This is a genomic window from Pseudomonas sp. NPDC077451, assembly GCF_044543345.1.
Taxonomy (GTDB): domain Bacteria; phylum Pseudomonadota; class Gammaproteobacteria; order Pseudomonadales; family Pseudomonadaceae; genus Stutzerimonas.
Map to the genome: position 1 here is coordinate 611,997 of NZ_JBITVX010000001.1, position 19,644 is coordinate 631,640.

Genomic DNA, 19,644 nt, shown 5'->3' on the forward strand with positions numbered 1-19,644 from the left:
ACCTCCTTGATGTCGCCAGTGGGGACGGCTTGCTCAGCGGATCAGATTCCTCTGCACGCACAACTGAGCAGCCTGATAACCATTCCTGTAGAAGGCTGCCAGCCTACAGGAGTTGCTGGCCGCGAGACCATCAGCATTTAGCTGGGAGGCGTATCACCTGAGTCACGCACAAAAACCATGTCTACGGCTAGTGCCGCAGCCTGCGGATTAGGGGGTAGAGCATTATGCCCACCCTGGCCAGTTTGCCGACCTTGCCCAGTCGACGGCCAAAGAGGGTAAGCCCCACAGTCGCGGCAATCATCAGTGGGCCTTTCCCGCTATGGTGCTCCGAGGTGGTGCCACGGCTCGAGACCATTCCCTTGATTCGTTGGAAAGGATGGACTAACGGCTGTGAGTGATACAGGACTTGTTGGCGGTTCATTTCCATGCGCAAGCGAACCAGGTCCTTGCGCATGGCTAGATCGCCGGAGCTGCTGAGTGGAAGGCTCATGGCAGTAAACGCTCCCGGTTGCGGGCCAATTCTTCGACCGTCGCTTGAAAAGGCGAGACGCTTTCTTTGGCGAGACGTATGGCGCGGCTGATACAAACGGCCAGCACAGCCGCATAGATAGCGCAGAGAACCAGAATCGCCGCGATAGGGTTGCTGTCCCAAAAGGCGATCACAATTGCCGCCGACAGCCCAACGAGAATCAGCAACCCAAGGATTAAGCTGAGACTGGCCAGAAGAAACAGCTTGAACACCCGCGCCCGCTCTTCCTGAATCTCAATTCCGATGAGTTCCAGATGCCCTTGTACGAGGCCAGCAACCGCGCTGCCCATCTTTTTGATGGACGGCGCAGGGGCGTCATCAGCGTGTCTGGTTTCCATTGGATCCGTTCCCCACATTATTAGCGGCGGGTAATCAGGCCGAAGAGAAAGCCAACTCCCGCCGCAATACCGATCGATTGCCATGGGTGAGTATGAACATACTCCTCGGTGCATTGGATGGCGGCCTGGCCCTGTTCCTTCAGGGTGCCTTCCTGATCCTTAAGCATCTGGCGGGCCCGGCTGAGGTTGGCGTTAATCTTGCCGCGGAGCTCTTCGGTCTGGGTGCCGGCAGTATCCTGCGTGTGTTTCAAAAGGCGCTCGGTATCGCCGATCAGGGTATGGAATTCTTCGATGAGCGCATTCTGAGCTGCCTGCAGATTGCGACGATGAGCGGACTTGTCGATCAGGGATGAGCTGTGGGTTTCGGTTGTTCCGTCAGGGATTGGCGTGTTGTCGCTGGTGCCGAAAGTTGATTCGGTAGACATCTGCAGTTCCTCTTGAGTCTCGCAGGGACGTTAGGCCCGATGCTTAGGGTTTCGAGCGTGCAGGCGGTGCAAGGTTCCCGTTTCGGTTGAAAGCGCTTGGAGCAGCCATTTATCCGAAGTTCACGAAGGCTCCGCAGCATGAGAAAAGGCCAGGAAAAAGAAAACCCGCCGAAGCGGGTTTCCCTCTCTACCGCGTTTTCACGCTGCAGCCGCTATTACATCAACGGGATAGTGTAGCTGACGATCAGGCGGTTCTGATCGATATCGCGAGTGCTATTGCTGCGATAAGTACCGTTACGCCATTTCACGCCCAGGTTCTTCAGGGCGCCTTCCTGGAAGACATAGGCGATATCTGTATCGCGCTCCCATTCCTTACCATTGCCACCTGCGCCGAAGTCGTCGCCGGTTACATAGCGGGTCATAAAGGTCAGGCCAGGAATCCCGATCGCAGCGAAGTTATAGTCATAACGAGCCTGCCAAGACTCTTCATTCGCGTTAGCAAAATCCGCAGCGATCATGACGTAATTGACGAGAAATGGGTCTGTACCGCTCAGGTAAGCAAAGCCGGTGTCGCCTTTCATTTCCTGATAGGCAAGACCGAAGCTGTGGCCGCTAACCGAGTAGGTCACCATTCCACCTAACGCTTTGTTGTCAACTGTTGAAGAGCCGTCATCGCTAGAACGGGCATAACGAAGATCAGTTTTCAGTGACTGACCTTCTCCAAGCGGCTGCACGTGAACGAGGTTGAACGAGTGCTGCTTGTAGGCTTCTTCCAGATTGCTGTAGTAGTAGCTGCCGGTGAGGTTGTCTAACAGCTTGTAGCTAGCGCCAGCAAAGATAAAATTGTCTATATCATTGGCGGTGGTGCCGCCTTTCAAAGCGCCTTTGAGATCCTCGTAGTGTGAGTCATTGCGCTCATTCACTTCGGTTAGATAGCCTAGGTCAACTGTCAATCCTTTCACTTCTTGCGAGATTAGCTGGCTGCCCTTGAAAGTCTGCGGCAGCAAGCGAGAATCGCTCCGTGCAACTGCCATATTCTTCGGCTCAAGCGTGCCGACTTTCAATACGGTGCTGGAGATCTTAGCTTTGGCTGTGAGTCCCAGTTCAGAATATTCATCTGGAGCAGAACCGTCGTTATCAGTAGGCAGTAGCCCGGTCCCAGTACGCCCGCGTCCGGAATCCAACTTCACACCCAGGAGGCCTAGTGCGTCTACGCCGAAACCGACCGTGCCTTCTGTATAGCCAGACTCTGCTCTCAGCAAAAAGCCCTGAGCCCATTCTTCACTCTTCGATTGAGACGAGGAAGGAACGGAACGGTTGTCAGAATTCATGTAGAAGTTACGCAGTTCCAAACCAGCCTTACTGTCCTCAACGAACGCAGCTTGAGCCATGGTTGGAATAGCTAGTGTTGCTCCCAGAGTGGCAAGGGCCACGCCCCGGGCGATTGGGGTCTTGAGCATTTCTTATTTCTCCTCGTTGGATGATGCTCTGAAGTCGCTCTTTGGCGCCGTGTAATAAAACACTACCTCAGTATTTGAGCCTTTAGACCTTAGTCTTTAAGGCTTAAGTGGGGGCGTTGGTAACTCTTCCGGTAGCGATTTCTGACCAACTAAACGTTGGTTCGGAATACTACCGATACGCGCCTAAGCCTCCAGCCCTGCGGCTCTGGGGTCGCTTGGGCTGCAGCATCCTAGCCGTTTGCCAGCGTCGCGTCGATTCGCAAAATCAAACCGTTGTTTGAGTGGGTTCAAGGTCACACTTTTTTATTCGGACTAGGCCCAGAGAACGAGACGCTGTGGGCATTCTGCTGCATCGTGACGGGCCTGCTAGAATTGCGCTGCCCCTTAATGAGCTCCTGACTATGCATCTGCCAGAATGTCAACTGTTCGGAACGCTGGGTTGCCACCTGTGTGAGCAAGCCGAGGCGGTAGTGCTGCCGCTCGTAGAGAATGGGTTGCTAGTTGAACTGCTGGATATAGCGGAGCGTCCGGATTGGTTTGACGATTATGGCCTTCGTATACCCGTGCTCCGGCGTGTCGACACGGGCGCCGAACTGGATTGGCCGTTCGAGGTAGAGCAAGTCGTTTGGTTCTTGCGGAGCTAGCTTCGATGACGCGTGGTGGATGCGTTCGAGGCAGTAATGACGAATCGATATCAAAAGGGGCGAGGGAGGTAAACCTAGGCAATGCCTTATGGTTTTCAAAGCAAAAAAAACGGCCATAGGGCCGGTTTTTTTCAGGGCTCATTAAGCCTGAGCGGGATTTTGGTCGGAGCGACTGGATTCGAACCAGCGACCTTCTCGTCCCGAACGAGACGCGCTACCAAGCTGCGCTACGCTCCGAAGATGGCGCGCATTTTACATAAAAAGTTTTGCTTCACAAGCGTCTAGCGAAGGCTTTTTCACCTGTGCCAAGGATGATGCGTCGCCCGAAAGAGCGGTGAGCTAGAGCTCTTGGACGGTGCGAACCTGATCCTTATTTACTCTGCCCGGTTTCCCGTCAATGCCTTCAAATTCATAGAAGCCTGCTTCGTCGTCATATTCAGGCTGGTCCAGCGTTTGAATTTCGCGACCGTCGTTGAGCGTGATGACACTCGGGCTCGAGCAACCGGTAAGGAGGGTCATTCCGACCAGGGCGGCCAAAGCGGGCCCGGTAATTGTGCGCATGTTGAAACTCCTCTGTAGTTGCGTCTGTGACGGTGTTCGACGCGCCTAAGTTCCCTTTGGAGGCAGCTGCTGCGAAAGCAGCTCCGGTGAGTTCAGATTGGCCAGGCGCGGGTCGTCTGTATGGAGATCAAGGGCGCGCACTTGCAGCGTCAGTAGCACCTTCAAATTGCTTCGTTCGCCCATCTGCCAGGCGGCCTCGATAGCGGGGGCGAGTTTGACCGGGATAATGCAAAACAATGGTTCCCACTGTGCGCCTCTTCGAGTCATCAAAGGCGTGTCGGGGTCCTGTTGTGCCGTTTCGTACAGTTGTCTTAGTAATGCTTCGTCTATCAGGGGGGCGTCGCAGGGCAGCACCATCATCCAAGGGTGGTAAGCCGCTGCGAGCCCGGCTCGTATGCCTGCAAGCGGCCCTGGAAAATCCGGCTCATCGTCATTAACCAGCCGGTCGGCAAAAGCGGCGTAACGCGTTTGGTTGCGGTTGCAGGAAATAAGGAGATCATCCGTCAGGGGGCGAGCGATGCGATGCGGCCATGCCAAAAGGGGCTTGCCGTTCCAGTCTACGAGCCCCTTGTCTCGCCCGCCCATGCGCTGTCCTCGCCCGCCCGCCAATAGCAGAATCGAACAATTCGCGAGCCTGTGCTGGATCATCGAATACTCCTTCAAAATCCTGTCTATAACACCCGGTCGCGCTTTCCAACAACCTCAAGGTGGGGCAAGGCGATGGCTTAATCGGTCGTCGTTCTGTTGGATATCGAGCGAAAAGGGAGGGCGGGGTAGCCAGGGTTTAGCTTCAGGCGCCCTCGTCACTGCAGTTTCGTGAATGGGTGTCTTGAGAGCTATCAGTCAGTCGCCTTTATTAAGGGCTAAATCGGCTTCGGCCCGATGTCTACCGTGCCGCCAACGCTCGAGGCATTACGTCGGACATCGTCGCCCCTCGCTGCCGGCGACAAACTGATCGGATTTTTTACTGTCTACCTTTCCCATCTTTGCCAACTCTGGCTGCGATTTGTCTGGTATTGCCCATAACCAAGGAGAAATATGATGCAGGAGAGAAATGCCTGGGTCGATTACGCCAAAGCCATTGGGATCATTCTGGTGGTCTACGGACATGTCGCGCGTGGGGTCTTCAACGCCGGTTTGCCGATGGATCAAGACGAATATCTTCTCGTCGACAGTGTCATCTATAGCTTCCACATGCCGTTGTTCTTTTTCCTGTCGGGTTTGTTCTTTTACGACTCACTTGTTAAGCGAGGGAAAACCGGACTGGTCGTGAACAAGGTCGATACCATTGTTTACCCCTTCATCGTGTGGTCCTTGTTGCAGGGTGTGGTAGAGGTCGTGCTATCAAACTACACGAACGGTGATGTGACGTTAGGGGAGGTGTTCTCGTTGCTCTGGTCGCCACGGGCTCAGTTCTGGTTTCTCTATGCGCTGTTCCTGGTCTTCGTTGTCTGCTCCTTGGTTTACGCCAAGACTGACCGTCGCTACTTTCTGCCGCTTTTGCTGGTCTTCGGTGTGCTTTATGTGCTCAGTCGAGATCTGGCTGTCGGCAGTATCGGCAAGTTTATCTTCGGCAATGCGGTGTTCTTTGCGCTCGGTATCTGGTTCAACGAGATTAAGGTGTATTTTCTTACCCGGTATGTCCCTCTCACCTTGTTGCTCGGGGCGTCATTTCTAATTGGGCAGTACCTGTTTCACGTAACGTTCGGCTTGAATTGGGAGGTGGGCGGCTTGCCGGTGCTTGCGCTGGCGACTGTTTCGATCCTGTTCGTGATCGCCCTTTCGATGTGGCTCGGCCGGTTTCGCATGGGCTGGCTGCTATTCATTGGCGCCTCATCCATGACGATCTACCTGATGCATATTCTGGCGGGGAGCGGTATCCGAGTGATCCTTGGCAGCTTTATGGGCATCGACTCCATAGCTGTCCATTTGATTGTCGGAACCTTGATCGGGCTTGTCGCGCCCTTGCTGGCTCAGATGATCATCAAGCGGTACGACCTGTATTTCTTGTTGGCTCCGCCGAAGTCGTTTTCCGCGACCCGCCTGCTGACACGCAGGGCAATGGCACATTGATCGGGTAGATTTACAGGTGTAACGGTTGGCCTTGCCTGCGCCCCGTGTCGTTTTACTGCCAGGATCCGAAAGGCTTTCGGATCTTTTGCGGCCAGTAGCGGTTTTGCTTAACCACAGCTGACTCGTAGAATTTCAAGCGATTCGTCAGTCGTCAGGGTTAGTCGCTGAGCGTTGTATTCCATTGTGACAACGTCTCCCGGTCGAACGATTCGAGCAATGGCGGCCTTGCTTTTTCGTCGTGCCTGATCGAGAAGCGCCGGGCTGGCCTGCTCCCCAATAAGCGTCTGGATAGAAGAGGCATCGCATTTACCGGCGTTGCTTCCTGCCGGTTGCGCGGTGCCGAATGGCGGCTGACAGCCAGTTAGGATGGCATTGCATGCCATCAGAGCAGCTAGGCGGACGATGTTCATATCGGTCTCCTTCGGTTTTGACGTTGTTGATAACAGTCACGAGTCCGCAAATCCAGTCGAGTCGCTGGCGCAAACCACAGCGGACAAGGGAACTGGCGGAACAGCCGGCCCGTCTTACCGTTGAAGGCCCATTGCGCACCGCACTGGCCGCAAACAAAATCAAGGAATTCCGCCATGTTTAACTCGTCCGTGATGAAGCGTGTTGCTACCCTTCTAGCAGCGATGCACTTCATGCTGTTCGCACAGATTCCACTGGCCCAGGCGGCAATGATCGGCAGTGCGGAGATAATTGCCGAACAACAGCAGCAGGTAGATCGCCAGCAATTGCTGACAATGCTTGAGAATGAAGACGTCCAGAAAAAGCTAGTCTCAATGGGCGTTGAGCAGGATCAGGTCGAGCAGCGAATCAACAGCCTGACACCTGCAGAACTTGCGCAATTCAATCAGCAACTGGATCAAGCGCCGGCTGGTGCAGGGGTGGTTGGGATTATCGTGCTGTTTCTCGTCATCTTCATCGTGACCGACCTCCTGTGCGCTACGAATATCTTTAACTTCGTCAACTGTATCAACCGTTAATGCAGCGACTGATACTGCTGTTTGCCGTACTCCTTCTCGGGGCGTGTGCGCGAGCGCCGATCGTCCCGGTTGGAGTCGCGGGTCTCCCCGAGCAGGTTGAGTTGGACGAAGTTCCATTCTTTCCGCAAGAAGACTATCAATGCGGGCCTGCTGCACTCGCGACTATGCTTACCCAGCGTGGCATCGCTACCCGGCCGGAGCAGCTCGTCAAACGGGTTTATCTTCCGGAGCGCAAGGGCAGTCTGCAGGTTGAAATGGTTGCGGCTGCCAGGGCTCACGATTTGTTGGTTTATCCGTTAGAGCCCCGGCTGGAAGCGATGCTGACCGAAGTGGCAGCCGGGAATCCTGTTCTGGTGCTGCAGAACCTTGCCTTTGATCGCTGGCCTCAATGGCATTTTGCGGTAGTGGTGGGGTATGACCTGGCGACGCAGACCCTCGTACTGCGTTCCGGGACTACTCGACGCTGGACCGGAACTTTTCGCCAGTTCGAGCGAAGCTGGACCAAGGGCAAGCGTTGGGCTGTGGTGACGGTTTCGCCCGATCAGTTGCCTCGTACTGCGCAGGAAACTGTCTGGCTGAAGGCTGCGAATGATCTTGAGCAAATCGGGCGTAATGGTGCGGCTTTGAAGGCGTATGAAACGGCTGCGCAACATTGGTCTAGTGGCTTGTCATGGTTCGTTCTGGCCAACGCTCGGTACGCGCTAGGCGACGGAAATGCTGCGGAGCAAGCCCTGCGGACCAGTGTTCAACGTGACAACTCTTTCGCACCTGCCTGGTTCAACCTTTCGCAGGTGATGGCGGAGCGGGGATGCCGTATTCAGGCATCTGCAGCCCATGCGTGCGCGGTGCAGCTGGCGCCGAAGGACCGCCGATTGAGAGCAGAGTTACCCCGGGGGCCGGACGAGCCGGGCGCGTGTGAGGCCGCTCCAGCTTGCCCCTATCAGTGATGCGTCAGAAGCCGATCCTGTCGCGCAGGCTGTAATAGAGCGCACCGAGCGCACTTATTGGCGCGCTGAACTTCTGACCACCAGGAAAGGGGTAATGCGGCAAGCTGGCAAAGGCGTCGAACCGCTCTGCCTGGCCTCGTAGTGCTTCGGCGATAACCTTCCCGGCGACATGGGTATAGGTGACACCGTGACCGCTGCAGCCCTGAGAATAATAGATGTTATCGCCGAGTCGACCGACTTGCGGTAAGCGCGATAATGTCATCAGAAAGTTGCCGGTCCAGGCAAACTCCGTCTTGATGTTTTGGAGTTGTGGGAAGGTCTTGAGCATTTTCGGTCGGATGATCGAGTCGATATCGGCTGGATCGCGCGCGCCGTAGACCACCCCACCGCCATAGATCAACCGCTTGTCAGCGGATAGCCGAAAGTAGTCGAGCAGATAGTTGCTGTCTTCTACGCAGTAGTCTTGTGGGAGCAGGGCAGCTGCTAACTCAGGGTCGAGGGGCTCTGTAGCAATCACTTGGGTTCCGCAGGGCATGGATTTGGCCGCCAATTCCGGAATCAGTCCTCCGAGATAGGCATTTCCCGCAACGACGACGAACTTCGCGGTCACTTGGCCGTGCTGAGAATGGACACGCGGATTGCTTCCTCGATCGATACGGACTGCTGGGGTTTGTTCGTGGATCACGCCGCCCAGCGATTCGACGGCTGCTGCTTCACCCAGTGCAAGGTTGAGTGGATGGATATGACCGCCGCCGTGATCCAGCATTCCGCCTGTGTATCGCTCGCACGCAACAACCTTTCTGATGCCATCGTGGTCGAGCATCTCAAGTTGATCGTAGCCGTAACGCTCCCAGAGCGCTTTTTGCGACTCGAGATGGTGCATCTGCTTGGCATTGAATGCGGCAAATACGCCTCCGCTTTTCAGATCACAGTCGATGCCATAACGTGCCACCCGCTCGCGGATGATGCGTCCACCCTCGAATGCCATGGCCCCGATTAGTCGTGCAGCGTCAGTACTGGCCGTGCGCTCGACGGTGTCGATATCACGGCTGTAACTGTTGACGATCTGCCCGCCATTGCGTCCGGAGGCGCCAAAGCCGACCTTGGCGGCCTCCAGTACGACGACGCGAAACCCCTGCTCGAGAAGGAACAGCGCTGTCGACAGCCCGGTATAGCCAGCGCCGATTATGCAGACATCCGTCTCAATGTCGGTTTTCAGGGGGCTGCGAACTGGAGCCCGGTTCGCTGAGGCTGCGTAATAGGAAGCCGGGTATGAGGTGTGCGACATTATGGTTGCCCCGTTGTAAATACTTGACGCAGATGCTATCTCGAGAGCGCTGTGCGCGCTATAGCAGCGCAAGGTTCCTTTTCGTTACGTCAAAAATTACAAATATCAGTGGCTTAGCGAAAAAGCGCTTGACTCTTTCAGGCGAGTCTCTAGAATGCGCGTCCATCGGAGGCACATAGCTCAGTTGGTTAGAGCACCACCTTGACATGGTGGGGGTCGTTGGTTCGAATCCAATTGTGCCTACCAATTCCGAAAAGGGTCGCGCTAGCGACCCTTTTTTTATGCCTTGCTTGTCAGCGCGGCGGCTTTCTGAAAGCATCCGCGCTCCTGTATTTCCAGTGACTTCGGTCCGTCTCGATCGCCTTAGGGCTCCTGCCAATGTGCGGCAGGTTATTCGGCGGGTCGCTTTCCTGGCTCATCCCAACCCATGTGGCCTTTGGTAGGGGTCACCACTAGGAGAGGAGGCGCCATGCCCACCATTACTCTTCCTGACGGCAGTCAGCGTTCGTTCGATCATCCGGTCTCCGTTGCTGAAGTGGCACAATCCATAGGTGCCGGTTTAGCCAAAGCGACTCTTGCCGGTAAGGTCAATGGTCGTCTGGTTGATGCCTGTGACCTGATCGAGAGCGATGCGAGCCTGCAGATCATCACGCCGAAGGATGAAGAGGGACTGGAGATCATCCGCCACTCCTGCGCTCACCTGGTTGGTCACGCTGTCAAGCAGCTCTATCCAACTGCGAAGATGGTTATTGGTCCAGTCATCGCCGAAGGTTTCTATTACGATATTGCCTTCGAGCGACCGTTTACGCCAGATGATATGGCTTCGATTGAGCAGCGCATGAAGCAGTTGATTGATACCGAATACGATGTGATCAAAAAGGTTACGCCTCGTACTGAGGTTATCGAAGTATTCAGGTCGCGTGGTGAGGACTACAAGCTACGTCTGGTTGATGACATGCCTGACGAGCAGGCCATGGGTCTCTATTACCACGAAGAATACGTCGACATGTGCCGTGGTCCGCATGTGCCAAATACCCGCTTCCTCAAGTCATTCAAGCTAACCAAGCTGTCCGGTGCCTACTGGCGTGGCGATGCGAAGAACGAACAGCTTCAGCGCGTCTACGGCACTGCCTGGGCGGACAAGAAGCAACTCGCAGCTTACATTCAGCGAATTGAAGAAGCCGAAAAGCGCGATCATCGCAAGATTGGCAAGCGCCTTGATCTCTTCCATACCCAGGAAGAGGCACCTGGCATGGTGTTTTGGCACCCGAACGGCTGGACCATCTACCAAGTGCTTGAGCAGTACATGCGCGGCGTGCAGCGTGTGAACGGTTACCAGGAGATCAAGACACCGCAAGTTGTGGATCGCAGCCTGTGGGAGAAATCCGGGCACTGGGGCAACTACGCTGAAAACATGTTTACCACTGAGTCGGAAAGCCGCGATTACGCGATCAAGCCGATGAATTGTCCCTGTCACGTTCAAGTGTTCAATCAGGGGCTCAAAAGTTACCGTGAGCTGCCGCTGCGTCTTGCAGAGTTTGGCTCTTGCCACCGCAATGAGCCTTCTGGTGCGCTGCACGGGATCATGCGCGTCCGCGGTTTTACGCAGGATGATGCGCACATCTTCTGCACTGAGGAACAGGTCAGTGCTGAGGCAGCTGATTTCATCAAGTTGACCATGCAGGTCTATGCTGATTTCGGTTTCAGTGACATCAAGTTGAAGTTGTCAACGCGGCCTGAGAAGCGCGTCGGAGACGACGCGTTCTGGGATCGCGCCGAAGCAGCGCTGGCAGGTGCGCTGGACGCGGCTGGATTGCCTTGGGAGTATTTGCCGGGGGAGGGTGCGTTCTACGGCCCGAAGATCGAATTCACGTTGCTCGACTGCCTGGGTCGTTCCTGGCAGTGCGGCACCCTGCAGTACGATCCGAACATGCCCCAGCGTCTCGATGCGAGTTACGTGGCGGAGGATAACAGTCGAAAGACGCCGGTCATGCTGCACCGCGCGATCCTTGGTTCGTTCGAGCGCTTTATAGGTATTCTGATCGAGCACTATGAGGGCGCGTTCCCGGCCTGGCTGGCTCCGACGCAAGCTGTGGTTATGAATATCACCGATAAGCAGGCTGATTTCGCGCTGGAAGTGGAGAAAACACTTACCCAAAGCGGCTTCCGTGCCAAGTCCGACTTGAGAAACGAAAAGATCGGCTTTAAAATCCGCGAGCATACCTTGCTCAAGGTTCCCTATCTCCTGGTTATCGGGGACAGGGAAGTAGAGACACGAGCCGTTGCTGTGCGCACCCGTGAAGGCGTCGATCTGGGCTCCATGCCCCTGAATGACTTCGCGCAGTTGCTGACACGAGCGGTTTCCCGGCGTGGTCGCCAAGAATTGGAGTAATGACTATTAAGCGTGAAATGAGACAGGATAAACGAGCTGCACCCAAGGCCCCGATCAACGAGAATATCTCGGCTCGTGAGGTCCGTTTGATTGGTGCTGATGGCGAGCAGGTTGGCATCGTCTCGATTGATGAAGCGCTTCGTATAGCTGAAGAAGCCAAGCTGGATCTGGTGGAAATTTCCGCCGATGCGGTTCCTCCTGTATGCCGGATCATGGATTACGGCAAGCACCTCTTCGAAAAGAAGAAGCAGGTTGCTGCAGCGAAGAAGAACCAGAAGCAGATTCAGGTCAAAGAAATAAAGTTTCGTCCAGGGACGGAAGAAGGGGACTACCAGGTCAAGCTACGCAACCTGGTGCGTTTCCTGAGTGAAGGGGACAGGGCCAAGGTATCGTTGAGATTCCGCGGTCGTGAGATGGCGCATCAGGAGCTGGGGATGGAACTGTTGAAGCGGGTCGAGGCTGATCTCGTGGAGTACGGTTCGGTCGAACAGCATCCAAAGATGGAAGGACGCCAGCTGATCATGGTCATCGCTCCCAAGAAAAAGAAGTAACCACCAGGGCACTGGCAGGCCTTGCGGTTATTTGAAATCACCCACACTGTGGAGTACCGAACATGCCAAAGATGAAGACTAAAAGCGGCGCTGCAAAGCGCTTCAAAAAGACGGCGAATGGCTACAAGCACAAGCACGCTTTCAAGAGCCACATCCTGACCAAAATGTCTACCAAGCGTAAGCGTCAGCTGCGTGGTACATCTCTGATGCACCCGTCTGACAAAGCAAAAGTAGAGCGCATGCTGCGCGTTCGTTAATTCGGTCAAGACTCAGAGGAATAACTCATGGCTCGTGTTAAGCGTGGCGTCGTCGCTCGTCGCCGTCACAAGAAAATTCTGAAACTCGCTAAAGGCTACTATGGCGCTCGTTCGCGAGTGTTCCGTGTTGCCAAGCAGGCGGTTATCAAGGCTGGCCAATATGCCTACCGTGACCGCCGTCAGCGGAAGCGTCAGTTCCGCGCTCTGTGGATCGCTCGTATCAACGCTGGCGCTCGTGTGAATGGTCTGTCCTACAGCCGTTTCATTGCTGGTCTGAAAAAAGCGGCTATTGAGATCGACCGTAAGGTCCTGGCCGAGTTGGCAGTGAATGAAAAAGCAGCTTTTGCTGCAATTGTCGAAAAAGCCAAAGCTTCTCTGGCCTAAGCCCATCGACAATCGAGTCTTCGGATTCGTAGCGTCACCGATAGGGGAAGAGCCTTGTGCTCTTCCCCTATTTCGTATCTGAAGGGGCATTTGCAAAAATGCACCTCGCGTAAAGCCTAAGTGCTGATCGTCTGGTGCGGTTCTGCAAGAACCTCTGGAGGTTGTACATGGAAAACCTGGATGCACTGGTCTCGCAAGCGCTTGAGGCGGTGCAACATAGTCAAGACATCAACGCCCTGGAGCAGATCCGGGTTCAGTATCTCGGCAAGAAAGGCGAGCTGACCCAGGTCATGCAGACCCTGGGCAAACTATCCGCAGATGAACGCCCCAAGGCCGGTGCGCTCATCAACGCAGCGAAGAGCCGTGTTCAGGATGAGCTGAATGCCAAGAAGGCGGATCTGGAGCAAGCTGCGCTGAGCGCCAAGCTCGCTGCCGAGCGGATCGATGTGACATTGCCAGGACGGGGAGAGGCCTCCGGCGGACTGCATCCGGTGACGCGTACACTAGAGCGGATCGAACAATTCTTCAGTCATATCGGCTATAGCGTTGCCGAGGGGCCAGAGGTCGAAGACGACTACCACAACTTCGAAGCGCTCAATATCCCCGGCCATCATCCTGCCCGGGCGATGCACGACACCTTCTATTTCAATGCCAACATGCTGTTGCGTACCCATACCTCGCCCGTTCAGGTGCGCACGATGGAGTCGCAGCAGCCGCCCATCCGCATCGTTTGTCCGGGGCGTGTCTATCGATGCGACTCGGATATCACCCATTCGCCTATGTTCCATCAGGTTGAGGGCTTGCTTGTCGATGAGAGTATTAGCTTTGCGGATCTGAAAGGCACAATCGAGCAGTTCTTGCGGGTGTTCTTCGAAAAGCCTCTCGGCGTACGTTTCCGGCCCTCGTTCTTCCCGTTTACCGAGCCGTCGGCCGAAGTGGACATGCAGTGCGTCATGTGCGGCGGAAAGGGATGTCGCGTCTGCAAGCAGACCGGCTGGCTCGAGGTGATGGGCTGCGGCATGGTGCATCCGAATGTGCTGCGCATGTCCGGTATCGATCCGGAAATATACCAGGGCTTCGCTTTCGGTATGGGGGCCGAGCGGCTTGCCATGCTGCGCTATGGCGTCAACGACTTACGCCTGTTCTTCGATAACGACCTGAGGTTCCTGGCTCAATTTCGCTAGGTCCAGAGTCCAGTCAAAGAAATTTTAGGAGAGCAGGATGAAATTCAGCGAGCAGTGGTTGCGTACTTGGGTCAATCCGCAAGTTTCTCGTGAGGAGCTGGTGGCGAGGCTGTCGATGGTCGGCCTCGAAGTGGATGCGGTCACCCCGGTGGCCGGTGAGTTCAGTGGCGTTATCGTGGGCGAGGTGCAGAGCGCCGAGCAACATCCGGATGCGGACAAGCTGCGCGTCTGCCGGGTCAGCAATGGCAGCGAAACCTTTCAGGTAGTCTGTGGTGCGCCCAACGTGCGTCCAGGCCTGAAGATTCCTTTTGCGCAGATCGGCGCGCAGCTGCCGGGCGACTTCAAGATTAAGAAAGCGAAGCTTCGCGGCGTCGAGTCCAACGGCATGCTCTGCTCGGAAACCGAGTTGCAGGTTGGTACAGACGACAGTGGGCTTATGGAGCTGGCTGGCGATGCCCCGGTTGGTAGCGATTTGCGAGTGTATCTCGGCCTGAACGACGCGAGCATCGAAATAGGCCTGACGCCGAACCGTGGCGACTGCCTCTCTGTCGCAGGGCTAGCGCGTGAGGTAGGCGCCATCTACGGCGCGACGGTCGCTCCTGTCGATATCGTTCCGGTGGCTGCGAGCCATGACGAGGTGCGCCCGGTCGAGGTGTTAGCACCCGCAGCCTGTCCGCGTTATCTCGGACGCGTGATTCGTAATGTAGACCTGTCGCGACCCACTCCGCTGTGGATGGTCGAGCGGTTGCGTCGTTCCGATATCCGCAGCATCGATGCGGTGGTAGATGTCACCAACTATGTAATGCTCGAACTTGGGCAGCCACTGCACGCGTTTGACTTGGCCGAGATCCGGGGAGGCATCAGGGTTCGAATGGCTGAGGATCAGGAAAAGCTCGTCCTGCTCGATGGGCAGGAAGTGACCCTGCGCAGCGATACCTTGATCATCGCTGACCATCAGCGCGCCCTCGCAATCGCCGGGGTCATGGGTGGTGAGCACAGCGGGGTGAGTGCAGCGACACAGGACCTGTTTCTGGAAAGTGCTTTCTTCGACACCATTGCCCTTGCCGGCAAGGCGCGCTCCTATGGTCTGCATACCGACGCCTCGCATCGCTACGAGCGAGGGGTTGACTCCCAGCTGGCCCGCCGGGCCATGGAGCGGTCGACTGCATTGTTGTTGGATATTGTTGGCGGCAGCGCCGGGCCCGTAGTCGAAGCCGTCAGCGACGCCGATCTTCCCCGCGTTGCACCGATTCTGCTACGCAAGGATCGAATCGAGCAGATGCTGGGGTTGAACATGGCGGGCGATCAGGTCGTCTCGCTGCTGTCAGCTCTGGGGCTGGGAGTTGCCGAACTGGGCGAAGAGTCATGGGAAGTCAGCGTTCCCAGTCACCGATTCGATATCAGTCTAGAGGTAGATCTGATCGAGGAGCTGGGGCGTCTGTATGGCTACGACCGCTTACCGGTGCGTTATCCCCAGGCTCGTCTGGCGCCCGAAGCCAACCCTGAATCCCGAGCCGAACTCCCCGCCCTGCGCCGCTTGCTGGTTGCCCGTGGCTACCAGGAAGCGATCACCTACAGCTTCATCGACCCAAAAATGTTCGAGCTGTTCAGCCCTGGCACCGAGCCGCTGCAATTGGCGAACCCGATCTCTTCGGACATGGCGGCGATGCGCGCGACGCTATGGCCAGGATTAATCAAGGCACTGCAGTACAACCTGAACCGGCAACAGACGCGGGTGCGTCTGTTTGAGAGCGGCCTACGTTTTGTCGGCCAGCTTGGCGCGTTGAAGCAGGAGCCGATGCTGGCCGGTGTCATCACCGGCAGCCGTTTGCCGGAGGGTTGGGGCAACGATAGAGCCGCAGCTGATTTCTATGACATGAAAGCCGATGTTGAAGCCTTACTCGGATATGCCGGTAACGCTACCGCCTATGGCTTCGCCGCCGCCGAGCATCCTGCTCTACATCCTGGACAGACTGCTCGAATCGAGCGGGAAGGGCGTCTGGTCGGCTATATCGGAAGTCTTCATCCTGAGTTGGCCGCCACGCTGGGTATAGATCAGCCCGTCTATCTGTTCGAGCTGCTGGTCGCCGAAATCAGCGAAGGTCGGCTGCCGCGTTTCAGTGAGCTGTCCCGTTTTCCTGAGGTGCGTCGCGACCTGGCGATTTTGGTGGCGCGTGAGGTTCCGGCTGACGATGTGTTGCTATGCATTCGTAAGGCCGCGGGCGAGAACCTGACGGACCTCAAGCTATTTGATGTCTATCAGGGTAAAGGTATTGATCCTCTTAGCAAAAGTGTGGCAGTCGGCTTGACCTGGCAACACCCTTCGCGCACTCTAAACGACGACGAGGTGAGTGGTGCGATGCAGCAAATCCTCTCCTCCTTGGAAGAAAGGTTCAACGCCACGTTAAGGAAATAGCGTATGGGGGCTCTGACGAAAGCTGAAATGGCGGAACGTCTATTTGAAGAGCTAGGCTTGAATAAGCGCGAAGCTAAAGAGTTGGTCGAGCTCTTTTTCGAGGAGATTCGCCAGGCGCTTGAGCATAATGAGCAGGTGAAGTTGTCCGGGTTCGGCAACTTCGACCTGCGCGACAAGCGACAGCGTCCTGGGCGTAACCCGAAAACCGGCGAAGAAATTCCCATCACGGCGCGTCGTGTCGTGACATTCCGGCCCGGCCAAAAATTAAAAGCCAGAGTCGAAGCATATGCTGGAACCAAGTCATAACGACGAACTGCCAACGATACCTGGCAAGCGCTATTTCACTATAGGTGAGGTGAGTGAGCTATGTGCAGTTAAGCCGCATGTGCTGCGCTATTGGGAGCAGGAATTTCCACAGCTGAATCCTGTGAAGCGTCGTGGAAACCGGCGCTACTATCAGCGTCAGGACGTGCTGATGATCCGGCAGATCCGTTCGTTGCTTTACGAGCAGGGCTTTACCATTGGCGGTGCTCGCCAGCGGATGTCAGGCGATGAGGCTCGTGAGGACACTACCCAATACAAGCAGCTCATCAGGCAGATGATAACTGAGCTTGAAGACGTGCTTCAGGTCCTTAAAACCTAAGCCCTGCTGACGAAAAAACTTTCACATATTCAGTCGCTTAATGTATAGTTCGTTCCGTTTTCAGCGAACCTGAAGATGCAGTCGGGGCGTAGCGCAGCCTGGTAGCGCACTTGCATGGGGTGCAAGGGGTCGAGTGTTCGAATCACTCCGTCCCGACCAAAAGTCCCCAGAAAATCCAGTCACTTAACGGTGACTGGATTTTTTTATGTCTGAGGTTTTGTGATGCCTCAGAGTTTTCCCGCTTTCTGCTTGCCGCTGAGGTCTGCCGGGTTTGTGAGCGCTCCGGCTACAAATGTAGCAGCTCCTGCTGGGTGGCGATGCGTGGTAATGGTTTTGTCGCTTCGGTATGGCTCTCTGACGGCAAAATTGCGGTAGCTAGGCGCACGACTCTTCAGTGGTGTTGTGTCGTTTGCGGCTAGCGGCCTCATCATATCCCTCCTCATTGTCCCAGTGCTGAGGAAGGCGCCCTCACTCCTTTAGTGTCAGCGAGTCGTGCTACTGCCCGGCTGTGCCAGGGAGCGCCCCAAGCTTCGCCGGCTTGGATTCATGCTTGTACTGGTGCAACTTTTGGCAGCGTGCGGCCTTGGCTGGCTGTAAGACATAAAATGCAGTCGGTTCTGGGGCGCTAAGGTCTGGGGTGGCAAGTTGGACGAAGCGATGCGTCAGGAAGCGGCGCGGAGGGAAAAGCTGCTCGTCGATTTTTTGTGTCACTCACTCGTGCCCGCTATCGGGCGCCTGCCTCGGCTCAGGCGTGCTATATATTAATTCTCGCTCGGGACGCCAGTGCAGCCGAGCTAAATCAGCGCATCCTGCACGGCATGGATGATGAGGGTTGCGGCTACCATCAGGGCGTTCTGAGGGAGTGTGTCAACGAAAATGAGGTGCTGCCTCGGCAGCACCGCGGTCTCGATCGGCTCGTAAGTTAGGTGTGGAGTAATCGGAAATCACAATGGTGGGTGCGGACCGATTCGGTCCAGAAATAAAAACGCCCAGTGCGTTGCACTGGGCGTTGAGAGGTAGCTAACACTAAAAAGCTGTAGGTCTATTCAGGGTAAGGCGGTTCGCGTTGCCTTATCGATTCAGGTCCCGTTGCGGGTGGCCGGTGTACAGCTGGCGTGGACGACCGATCTTCTGACCCATCGCAATCATTTCTTTCCAGTGCGAGATCCAGCCGACAGTGCGTGCAAGCGCGAAGATCACGGTGAACATACTGGTTGGAATGCCGATCGCCTTGAGAATGATGCCGGAGTAGAAGTCAACGTTCGGGTAGAGGTTGCGTTCGGCGAAGTAGGGATCGTTTAGTGCGATCTCTTCAAGCTTCATTGCAAGTTCGAGCTGCGGGTCGTTGATGCCGAGTTCGCTGAGTACTTCGTCGCAGGTCTGCTTCATGACCTTGGCGCGTGGGTCGAAGTTTTTGTAGACGCGGTGGCCGAAGCCCATCAGTTTGAACGGGTCGTTTTTGTCCTTGGCCTTGGCAAGGAATTTTTCGATGTTCGAAACGTCGCCAATCTCGTCCAGCATGGTGAGTACGGCTTCGTTGGCGCCGCCATGTGCCGGGCCCCACAGCGCTGCAATGCCAGCAGCAATGCAGGCGAACGGGTTGGCGCCGGTCGAGCCGGCCAAGCGTACGGTGGACGTTGAGGCGTTTTGCTCGTGGTCCGCATGCAGAATGAAGATGCGGTCCATGGCTTTTGCAAGAACCGGGCTGATCGGCTTCACTTCGCAAGGTGTGTTAAACATCATGTGAAGGAAGTTTTCAGCGTAGTTCAGATCGTTACGCGGGTACATCATCGGCTGGCCCATGGAGTACTTGTAAACCATGGCGGCCAGTGTTGGCATCTTCGCGACCAGGCGAACCGCCGAAATCTCGCGGTGGTGCGGGTCGTTAATATCCAGAGAGTCGTGATAGAAGGCCGAGAGCGCGCCTACAACACCGCACATGATGGCCATCGGGTGCGCATCACGACGGAAACCGTTGAGGAAAGACTTGAGCTGTTCATGAACCATTGTGTGGTTCTTGACGGTGCTGATGAACTTTGCTTTTTCCTCAGCAGTAGGCAGCTCGCCGTTCAGCAAGAGGTAGCAGGTTTCGAGGTAATCGGCTTTTTCGGCCAGCTGCTCGATCGGGTAGCCGCGATGAAGCAAAACTCCTTTGTCACCGTCGATATAGGTGATCTTGGATTCGCAAGAGGCGGTGGACATGAAGCCGGGGTCGAAGGTAAAGCGACCCGTGGAGGTCAAGCCTCGTACGTCGATTACGTCGGGCCCTACGGTGCCGGATAGAACGGGCAGTTCGATGGCGTCTGCGCCTTCGATGATCAACTGCGCTTTTTTGTCAGCCATGTATGGCCTCCTGTTTTATGCTTGGAATCATCATGGCCCCCCACGCAGGGCCCGCATCACTATAGTGAGATAAATCACAAAGTCAATTTGGGCGAGCGGCCAGTTGTAGAGGGGGTTAGGGGTGAATTCGCAACACAGAAAAAGCTATTTACGCGAATTACAAACCGAGGCGCCATCCGCCTTTAGTGGCACTTCACCACATTGTCATTAGCGACCTAACTGT

General features: G+C 55.8%; 22 protein-coding genes and 3 tRNA genes. 14 read left to right on the plus strand and 11 right to left on the minus strand.

Annotated elements, in window-relative coordinates:
• Positions 1-187: 187 nt before the first annotated feature.
• The 4 genes from ACIGHL_RS02870 to ACIGHL_RS02885 all read right to left on the minus strand — a co-directional run bounded on the left by ACIGHL_RS02870 (position 188) and on the right by ACIGHL_RS02885 (position 2,752).
• A complete protein-coding gene (locus ACIGHL_RS02870; protein WP_128119260.1) occupies positions 188-490 on the minus strand; it encodes a hypothetical protein in 303 nt (100 codons plus the stop codon).
• Complete coding sequence (locus tag ACIGHL_RS02875) at positions 487-867, minus strand: phage holin family protein (protein WP_128119301.1); 381 nt, start codon at positions 865-867, stop codon at positions 487-489. Before ACIGHL_RS02875 ends, ACIGHL_RS02870 begins: the two co-directional genes overlap by 4 nt.
• 20 nt (positions 868-887) lie before the next feature.
• Positions 888-1,292, minus strand: coding sequence for an ElaB/YgaM/YqjD family protein (locus tag ACIGHL_RS02880; RefSeq protein WP_046162154.1), 405 nt, complete (start codon positions 1,290-1,292; stop codon positions 888-890).
• A 215-nt stretch (positions 1,293-1,507) separates the two neighbouring features.
• On the minus strand, positions 1,508-2,752 hold the full coding sequence (locus tag ACIGHL_RS02885) for an OprD family porin (RefSeq protein WP_128119261.1): 1,245 nt from the start codon (positions 2,750-2,752) through the stop codon (positions 1,508-1,510).
• Between the two features lie 401 nt (positions 2,753-3,153).
• Here ACIGHL_RS02885 and ACIGHL_RS02890 point away from each other — a divergent pair, with 401 nt between their 5' ends.
• Positions 3,154-3,396 carry a glutaredoxin family protein gene (locus ACIGHL_RS02890; RefSeq protein WP_128119262.1) on the plus strand — a complete coding sequence of 81 codons (243 nt, stop codon included), beginning with the start codon at positions 3,154-3,156 and terminating at the stop codon, positions 3,394-3,396.
• 160 nt (positions 3,397-3,556) lie between these two features.
• Here the strand turns inward: ACIGHL_RS02890 and ACIGHL_RS02895 are convergent.
• From ACIGHL_RS02895 to mobA, 3 genes are all read right to left on the minus strand, one after another.
• Positions 3,557-3,633: transfer RNA gene (locus ACIGHL_RS02895), tRNA-Pro, on the minus strand.
• Between the two features lie 102 nt (positions 3,634-3,735).
• Positions 3,736-3,957 carry a YgdI/YgdR family lipoprotein gene (locus ACIGHL_RS02900; protein WP_045426262.1) on the minus strand — a complete coding sequence of 74 codons (222 nt, stop codon included), beginning with the start codon at positions 3,955-3,957 and terminating at the stop codon, positions 3,736-3,738.
• Between the two features lie 45 nt (positions 3,958-4,002).
• Positions 4,003-4,605, minus strand: a complete 603-nt coding sequence (mobA, locus tag ACIGHL_RS02905) for a molybdenum cofactor guanylyltransferase MobA (RefSeq protein ID WP_128119263.1) — start codon at positions 4,603-4,605, stop codon at positions 4,003-4,005.
• A 393-nt stretch (positions 4,606-4,998) separates the two neighbouring features.
• Here mobA and ACIGHL_RS02910 point away from each other — a divergent pair, with 393 nt between their 5' ends.
• Positions 4,999-6,030 carry an acyltransferase family protein gene (locus tag ACIGHL_RS02910; RefSeq protein WP_128119302.1) on the plus strand — a complete coding sequence of 344 codons (1,032 nt, stop codon included), beginning with the start codon at positions 4,999-5,001 and terminating at the stop codon, positions 6,028-6,030.
• A gap of 107 nt (positions 6,031-6,137) precedes the next feature.
• Here ACIGHL_RS02910 and ACIGHL_RS02915 read toward each other — a convergent pair whose 3' ends face one another.
• Positions 6,138-6,440 carry an I78 family peptidase inhibitor gene (locus ACIGHL_RS02915; RefSeq protein ID WP_128119264.1) on the minus strand — a complete coding sequence of 101 codons (303 nt, stop codon included), beginning with the start codon at positions 6,438-6,440 and terminating at the stop codon, positions 6,138-6,140.
• 174 nt (positions 6,441-6,614) lie between these two features.
• Between ACIGHL_RS02915 and ACIGHL_RS02920 the strand changes: the two genes are divergently transcribed.
• Complete coding sequence (locus tag ACIGHL_RS02920) at positions 6,615-7,016, plus strand: PA2779 family protein (protein ID WP_045426272.1); 402 nt, start codon at positions 6,615-6,617, stop codon at positions 7,014-7,016.
• Here ACIGHL_RS02920 and ACIGHL_RS02925 read toward each other — a convergent pair.
• Positions 7,013-7,144 carry a hypothetical protein gene (locus tag ACIGHL_RS02925; protein ID WP_499175737.1) on the minus strand — a complete coding sequence of 44 codons (132 nt, stop codon included), beginning with the start codon at positions 7,142-7,144 and terminating at the stop codon, positions 7,013-7,015. The two genes, ACIGHL_RS02920 and ACIGHL_RS02925, sit on opposite strands and share 4 nt — an antisense overlap.
• Between ACIGHL_RS02925 and ACIGHL_RS02930 the strand changes: the two genes are divergently transcribed.
• Positions 7,118-7,963, plus strand: a complete 846-nt coding sequence (locus tag ACIGHL_RS02930; protein ID WP_499175715.1) for a PA2778 family cysteine peptidase — start codon at positions 7,118-7,120, stop codon at positions 7,961-7,963. The two genes, ACIGHL_RS02925 and ACIGHL_RS02930, sit on opposite strands and share 27 nt — an antisense overlap.
• Before the next feature lie 4 nt (positions 7,964-7,967).
• On the opposite strand, the gene ACIGHL_RS02935 is transcribed toward ACIGHL_RS02930, so the two are convergent.
• Positions 7,968-9,251, minus strand: coding sequence for an NAD(P)/FAD-dependent oxidoreductase (locus tag ACIGHL_RS02935; RefSeq protein WP_216706780.1), 1,284 nt, complete (start codon positions 9,249-9,251; stop codon positions 7,968-7,970).
• Between the two features lie 169 nt (positions 9,252-9,420).
• Between ACIGHL_RS02935 and ACIGHL_RS02940 the strand changes: the two genes are divergently transcribed.
• The 10 genes from ACIGHL_RS02940 to ACIGHL_RS02985 all read left to right on the plus strand — a co-directional run bounded on the left by ACIGHL_RS02940 (position 9,421) and on the right by ACIGHL_RS02985 (position 17,237).
• Positions 9,421-9,497 (plus strand) — tRNA-Val (locus tag ACIGHL_RS02940).
• 223 nt (positions 9,498-9,720) lie between these two features.
• Complete coding sequence (gene thrS, locus ACIGHL_RS02945) at positions 9,721-11,643, plus strand: threonine--tRNA ligase (RefSeq protein ID WP_216706781.1); 1,923 nt, start codon at positions 9,721-9,723, stop codon at positions 11,641-11,643.
• The gene (gene infC, locus ACIGHL_RS02950; RefSeq protein WP_181689948.1) at positions 11,643-12,194 is read left to right on the plus strand and encodes a translation initiation factor IF-3; all 552 of its coding nucleotides are present in this window, start codon (positions 11,643-11,645) and stop codon (positions 12,192-12,194) included. Before thrS ends, infC begins: the two co-directional genes overlap by 1 nt.
• 62 nt (positions 12,195-12,256) lie before the next feature.
• Positions 12,257-12,451 carry a 50S ribosomal protein L35 gene (rpmI, locus tag ACIGHL_RS02955; RefSeq protein WP_046162144.1) on the plus strand — a complete coding sequence of 65 codons (195 nt, stop codon included), beginning with the start codon at positions 12,257-12,259 and terminating at the stop codon, positions 12,449-12,451.
• A 27-nt stretch (positions 12,452-12,478) separates the two neighbouring features.
• Positions 12,479-12,835 (plus strand): 50S ribosomal protein L20, encoded by a 357-nt coding sequence (gene rplT / locus ACIGHL_RS02960; protein ID WP_019339387.1) that lies wholly within the window; start codon positions 12,479-12,481, stop codon positions 12,833-12,835.
• Between the two features lie 167 nt (positions 12,836-13,002).
• On the plus strand, positions 13,003-14,019 hold the full coding sequence (pheS, locus tag ACIGHL_RS02965) for a phenylalanine--tRNA ligase subunit alpha (RefSeq protein WP_128119266.1): 1,017 nt from the start codon (positions 13,003-13,005) through the stop codon (positions 14,017-14,019).
• 37 nt (positions 14,020-14,056) lie between these two features.
• The gene (pheT, locus tag ACIGHL_RS02970) at positions 14,057-16,435 is read left to right on the plus strand and encodes a phenylalanine--tRNA ligase subunit beta (RefSeq protein ID WP_128119267.1); all 2,379 of its coding nucleotides are present in this window, start codon (positions 14,057-14,059) and stop codon (positions 16,433-16,435) included.
• A 3-nt stretch (positions 16,436-16,438) separates the two neighbouring features.
• Positions 16,439-16,741 (plus strand): integration host factor subunit alpha, encoded by a 303-nt coding sequence (gene ihfA, locus ACIGHL_RS02975; RefSeq protein ID WP_045426292.1) that lies wholly within the window; start codon positions 16,439-16,441, stop codon positions 16,739-16,741.
• A complete protein-coding gene (locus ACIGHL_RS02980) occupies positions 16,722-17,078 on the plus strand; it encodes a MerR family transcriptional regulator (RefSeq protein ID WP_045426295.1) in 357 nt (118 codons plus the stop codon). Before ihfA ends, ACIGHL_RS02980 begins: the two co-directional genes overlap by 20 nt.
• Positions 17,079-17,160: 82 nt before the next feature.
• Positions 17,161-17,237: transfer RNA gene (locus ACIGHL_RS02985), tRNA-Pro, on the plus strand.
• A 912-nt stretch (positions 17,238-18,149) separates the two neighbouring features.
• Here ACIGHL_RS02985 and gltA read toward each other — a convergent pair.
• On the minus strand, positions 18,150-19,421 hold the full coding sequence (gene gltA, locus ACIGHL_RS02990; RefSeq protein ID WP_045426299.1) for a citrate synthase: 1,272 nt from the start codon (positions 19,419-19,421) through the stop codon (positions 18,150-18,152).
• Positions 19,422-19,644: the final 223 nt, after the last annotated feature.

What these genes read in the sequence shown, in the direction of transcription:
- ACIGHL_RS02870 (WP_128119260.1), bottom strand. Translation starts at nt 490, where the DNA reads ATGAGCCTTCCACTCAGCAGCTCCGGCGATCTAGCCATGCGCAAGGAC.
- ACIGHL_RS02875 (WP_128119301.1), bottom strand. Translation starts at nt 867, where the DNA reads ATGGAAACCAGACACGCTGATGACGCCCCTGCGCCGTCCATCAAAAAG.
- ACIGHL_RS02880 (WP_046162154.1), bottom strand. Translation starts at nt 1,292, where the DNA reads ATGTCTACCGAATCAACTTTCGGCACCAGCGACAACACGCCAATCCCT.
- ACIGHL_RS02885 (WP_128119261.1), bottom strand. Translation starts at nt 2,752, where the DNA reads ATGCTCAAGACCCCAATCGCCCGGGGCGTGGCCCTTGCCACTCTGGGA.
- ACIGHL_RS02890 (WP_128119262.1), top strand. Translation starts at nt 3,154, where the DNA reads ATGCATCTGCCAGAATGTCAACTGTTCGGAACGCTGGGTTGCCACCTG.
- ACIGHL_RS02900 (WP_045426262.1), bottom strand. Translation starts at nt 3,957, where the DNA reads ATGCGCACAATTACCGGGCCCGCTTTGGCCGCCCTGGTCGGAATGACC.
- mobA (WP_128119263.1), bottom strand. Translation starts at nt 4,605, where the DNA reads ATGATCCAGCACAGGCTCGCGAATTGTTCGATTCTGCTATTGGCGGGC.
- ACIGHL_RS02910 (WP_128119302.1), top strand. Translation starts at nt 4,999, where the DNA reads ATGCAGGAGAGAAATGCCTGGGTCGATTACGCCAAAGCCATTGGGATC.
- ACIGHL_RS02915 (WP_128119264.1), bottom strand. Translation starts at nt 6,440, where the DNA reads ATGAACATCGTCCGCCTAGCTGCTCTGATGGCATGCAATGCCATCCTA.
- ACIGHL_RS02920 (WP_045426272.1), top strand. Translation starts at nt 6,615, where the DNA reads ATGTTTAACTCGTCCGTGATGAAGCGTGTTGCTACCCTTCTAGCAGCG.
- ACIGHL_RS02935 (WP_216706780.1), bottom strand. Translation starts at nt 9,251, where the DNA reads ATGTCGCACACCTCATACCCGGCTTCCTATTACGCAGCCTCAGCGAAC.
- thrS (WP_216706781.1), top strand. Translation starts at nt 9,721, where the DNA reads ATGCCCACCATTACTCTTCCTGACGGCAGTCAGCGTTCGTTCGATCAT.
- infC (WP_181689948.1), top strand. Translation starts at nt 11,643, where the DNA reads ATGACTATTAAGCGTGAAATGAGACAGGATAAACGAGCTGCACCCAAG.
- rpmI (WP_046162144.1), top strand. Translation starts at nt 12,257, where the DNA reads ATGCCAAAGATGAAGACTAAAAGCGGCGCTGCAAAGCGCTTCAAAAAG.
- rplT (WP_019339387.1), top strand. Translation starts at nt 12,479, where the DNA reads ATGGCTCGTGTTAAGCGTGGCGTCGTCGCTCGTCGCCGTCACAAGAAA.
- pheS (WP_128119266.1), top strand. Translation starts at nt 13,003, where the DNA reads ATGGAAAACCTGGATGCACTGGTCTCGCAAGCGCTTGAGGCGGTGCAA.
- pheT (WP_128119267.1), top strand. Translation starts at nt 14,057, where the DNA reads ATGAAATTCAGCGAGCAGTGGTTGCGTACTTGGGTCAATCCGCAAGTT.
- ihfA (WP_045426292.1), top strand. Translation starts at nt 16,439, where the DNA reads ATGGGGGCTCTGACGAAAGCTGAAATGGCGGAACGTCTATTTGAAGAG.
- ACIGHL_RS02980 (WP_045426295.1), top strand. Translation starts at nt 16,722, where the DNA reads ATGCTGGAACCAAGTCATAACGACGAACTGCCAACGATACCTGGCAAG.
- gltA (WP_045426299.1), bottom strand. Translation starts at nt 19,421, where the DNA reads ATGGCTGACAAAAAAGCGCAGTTGATCATCGAAGGCGCAGACGCCATC.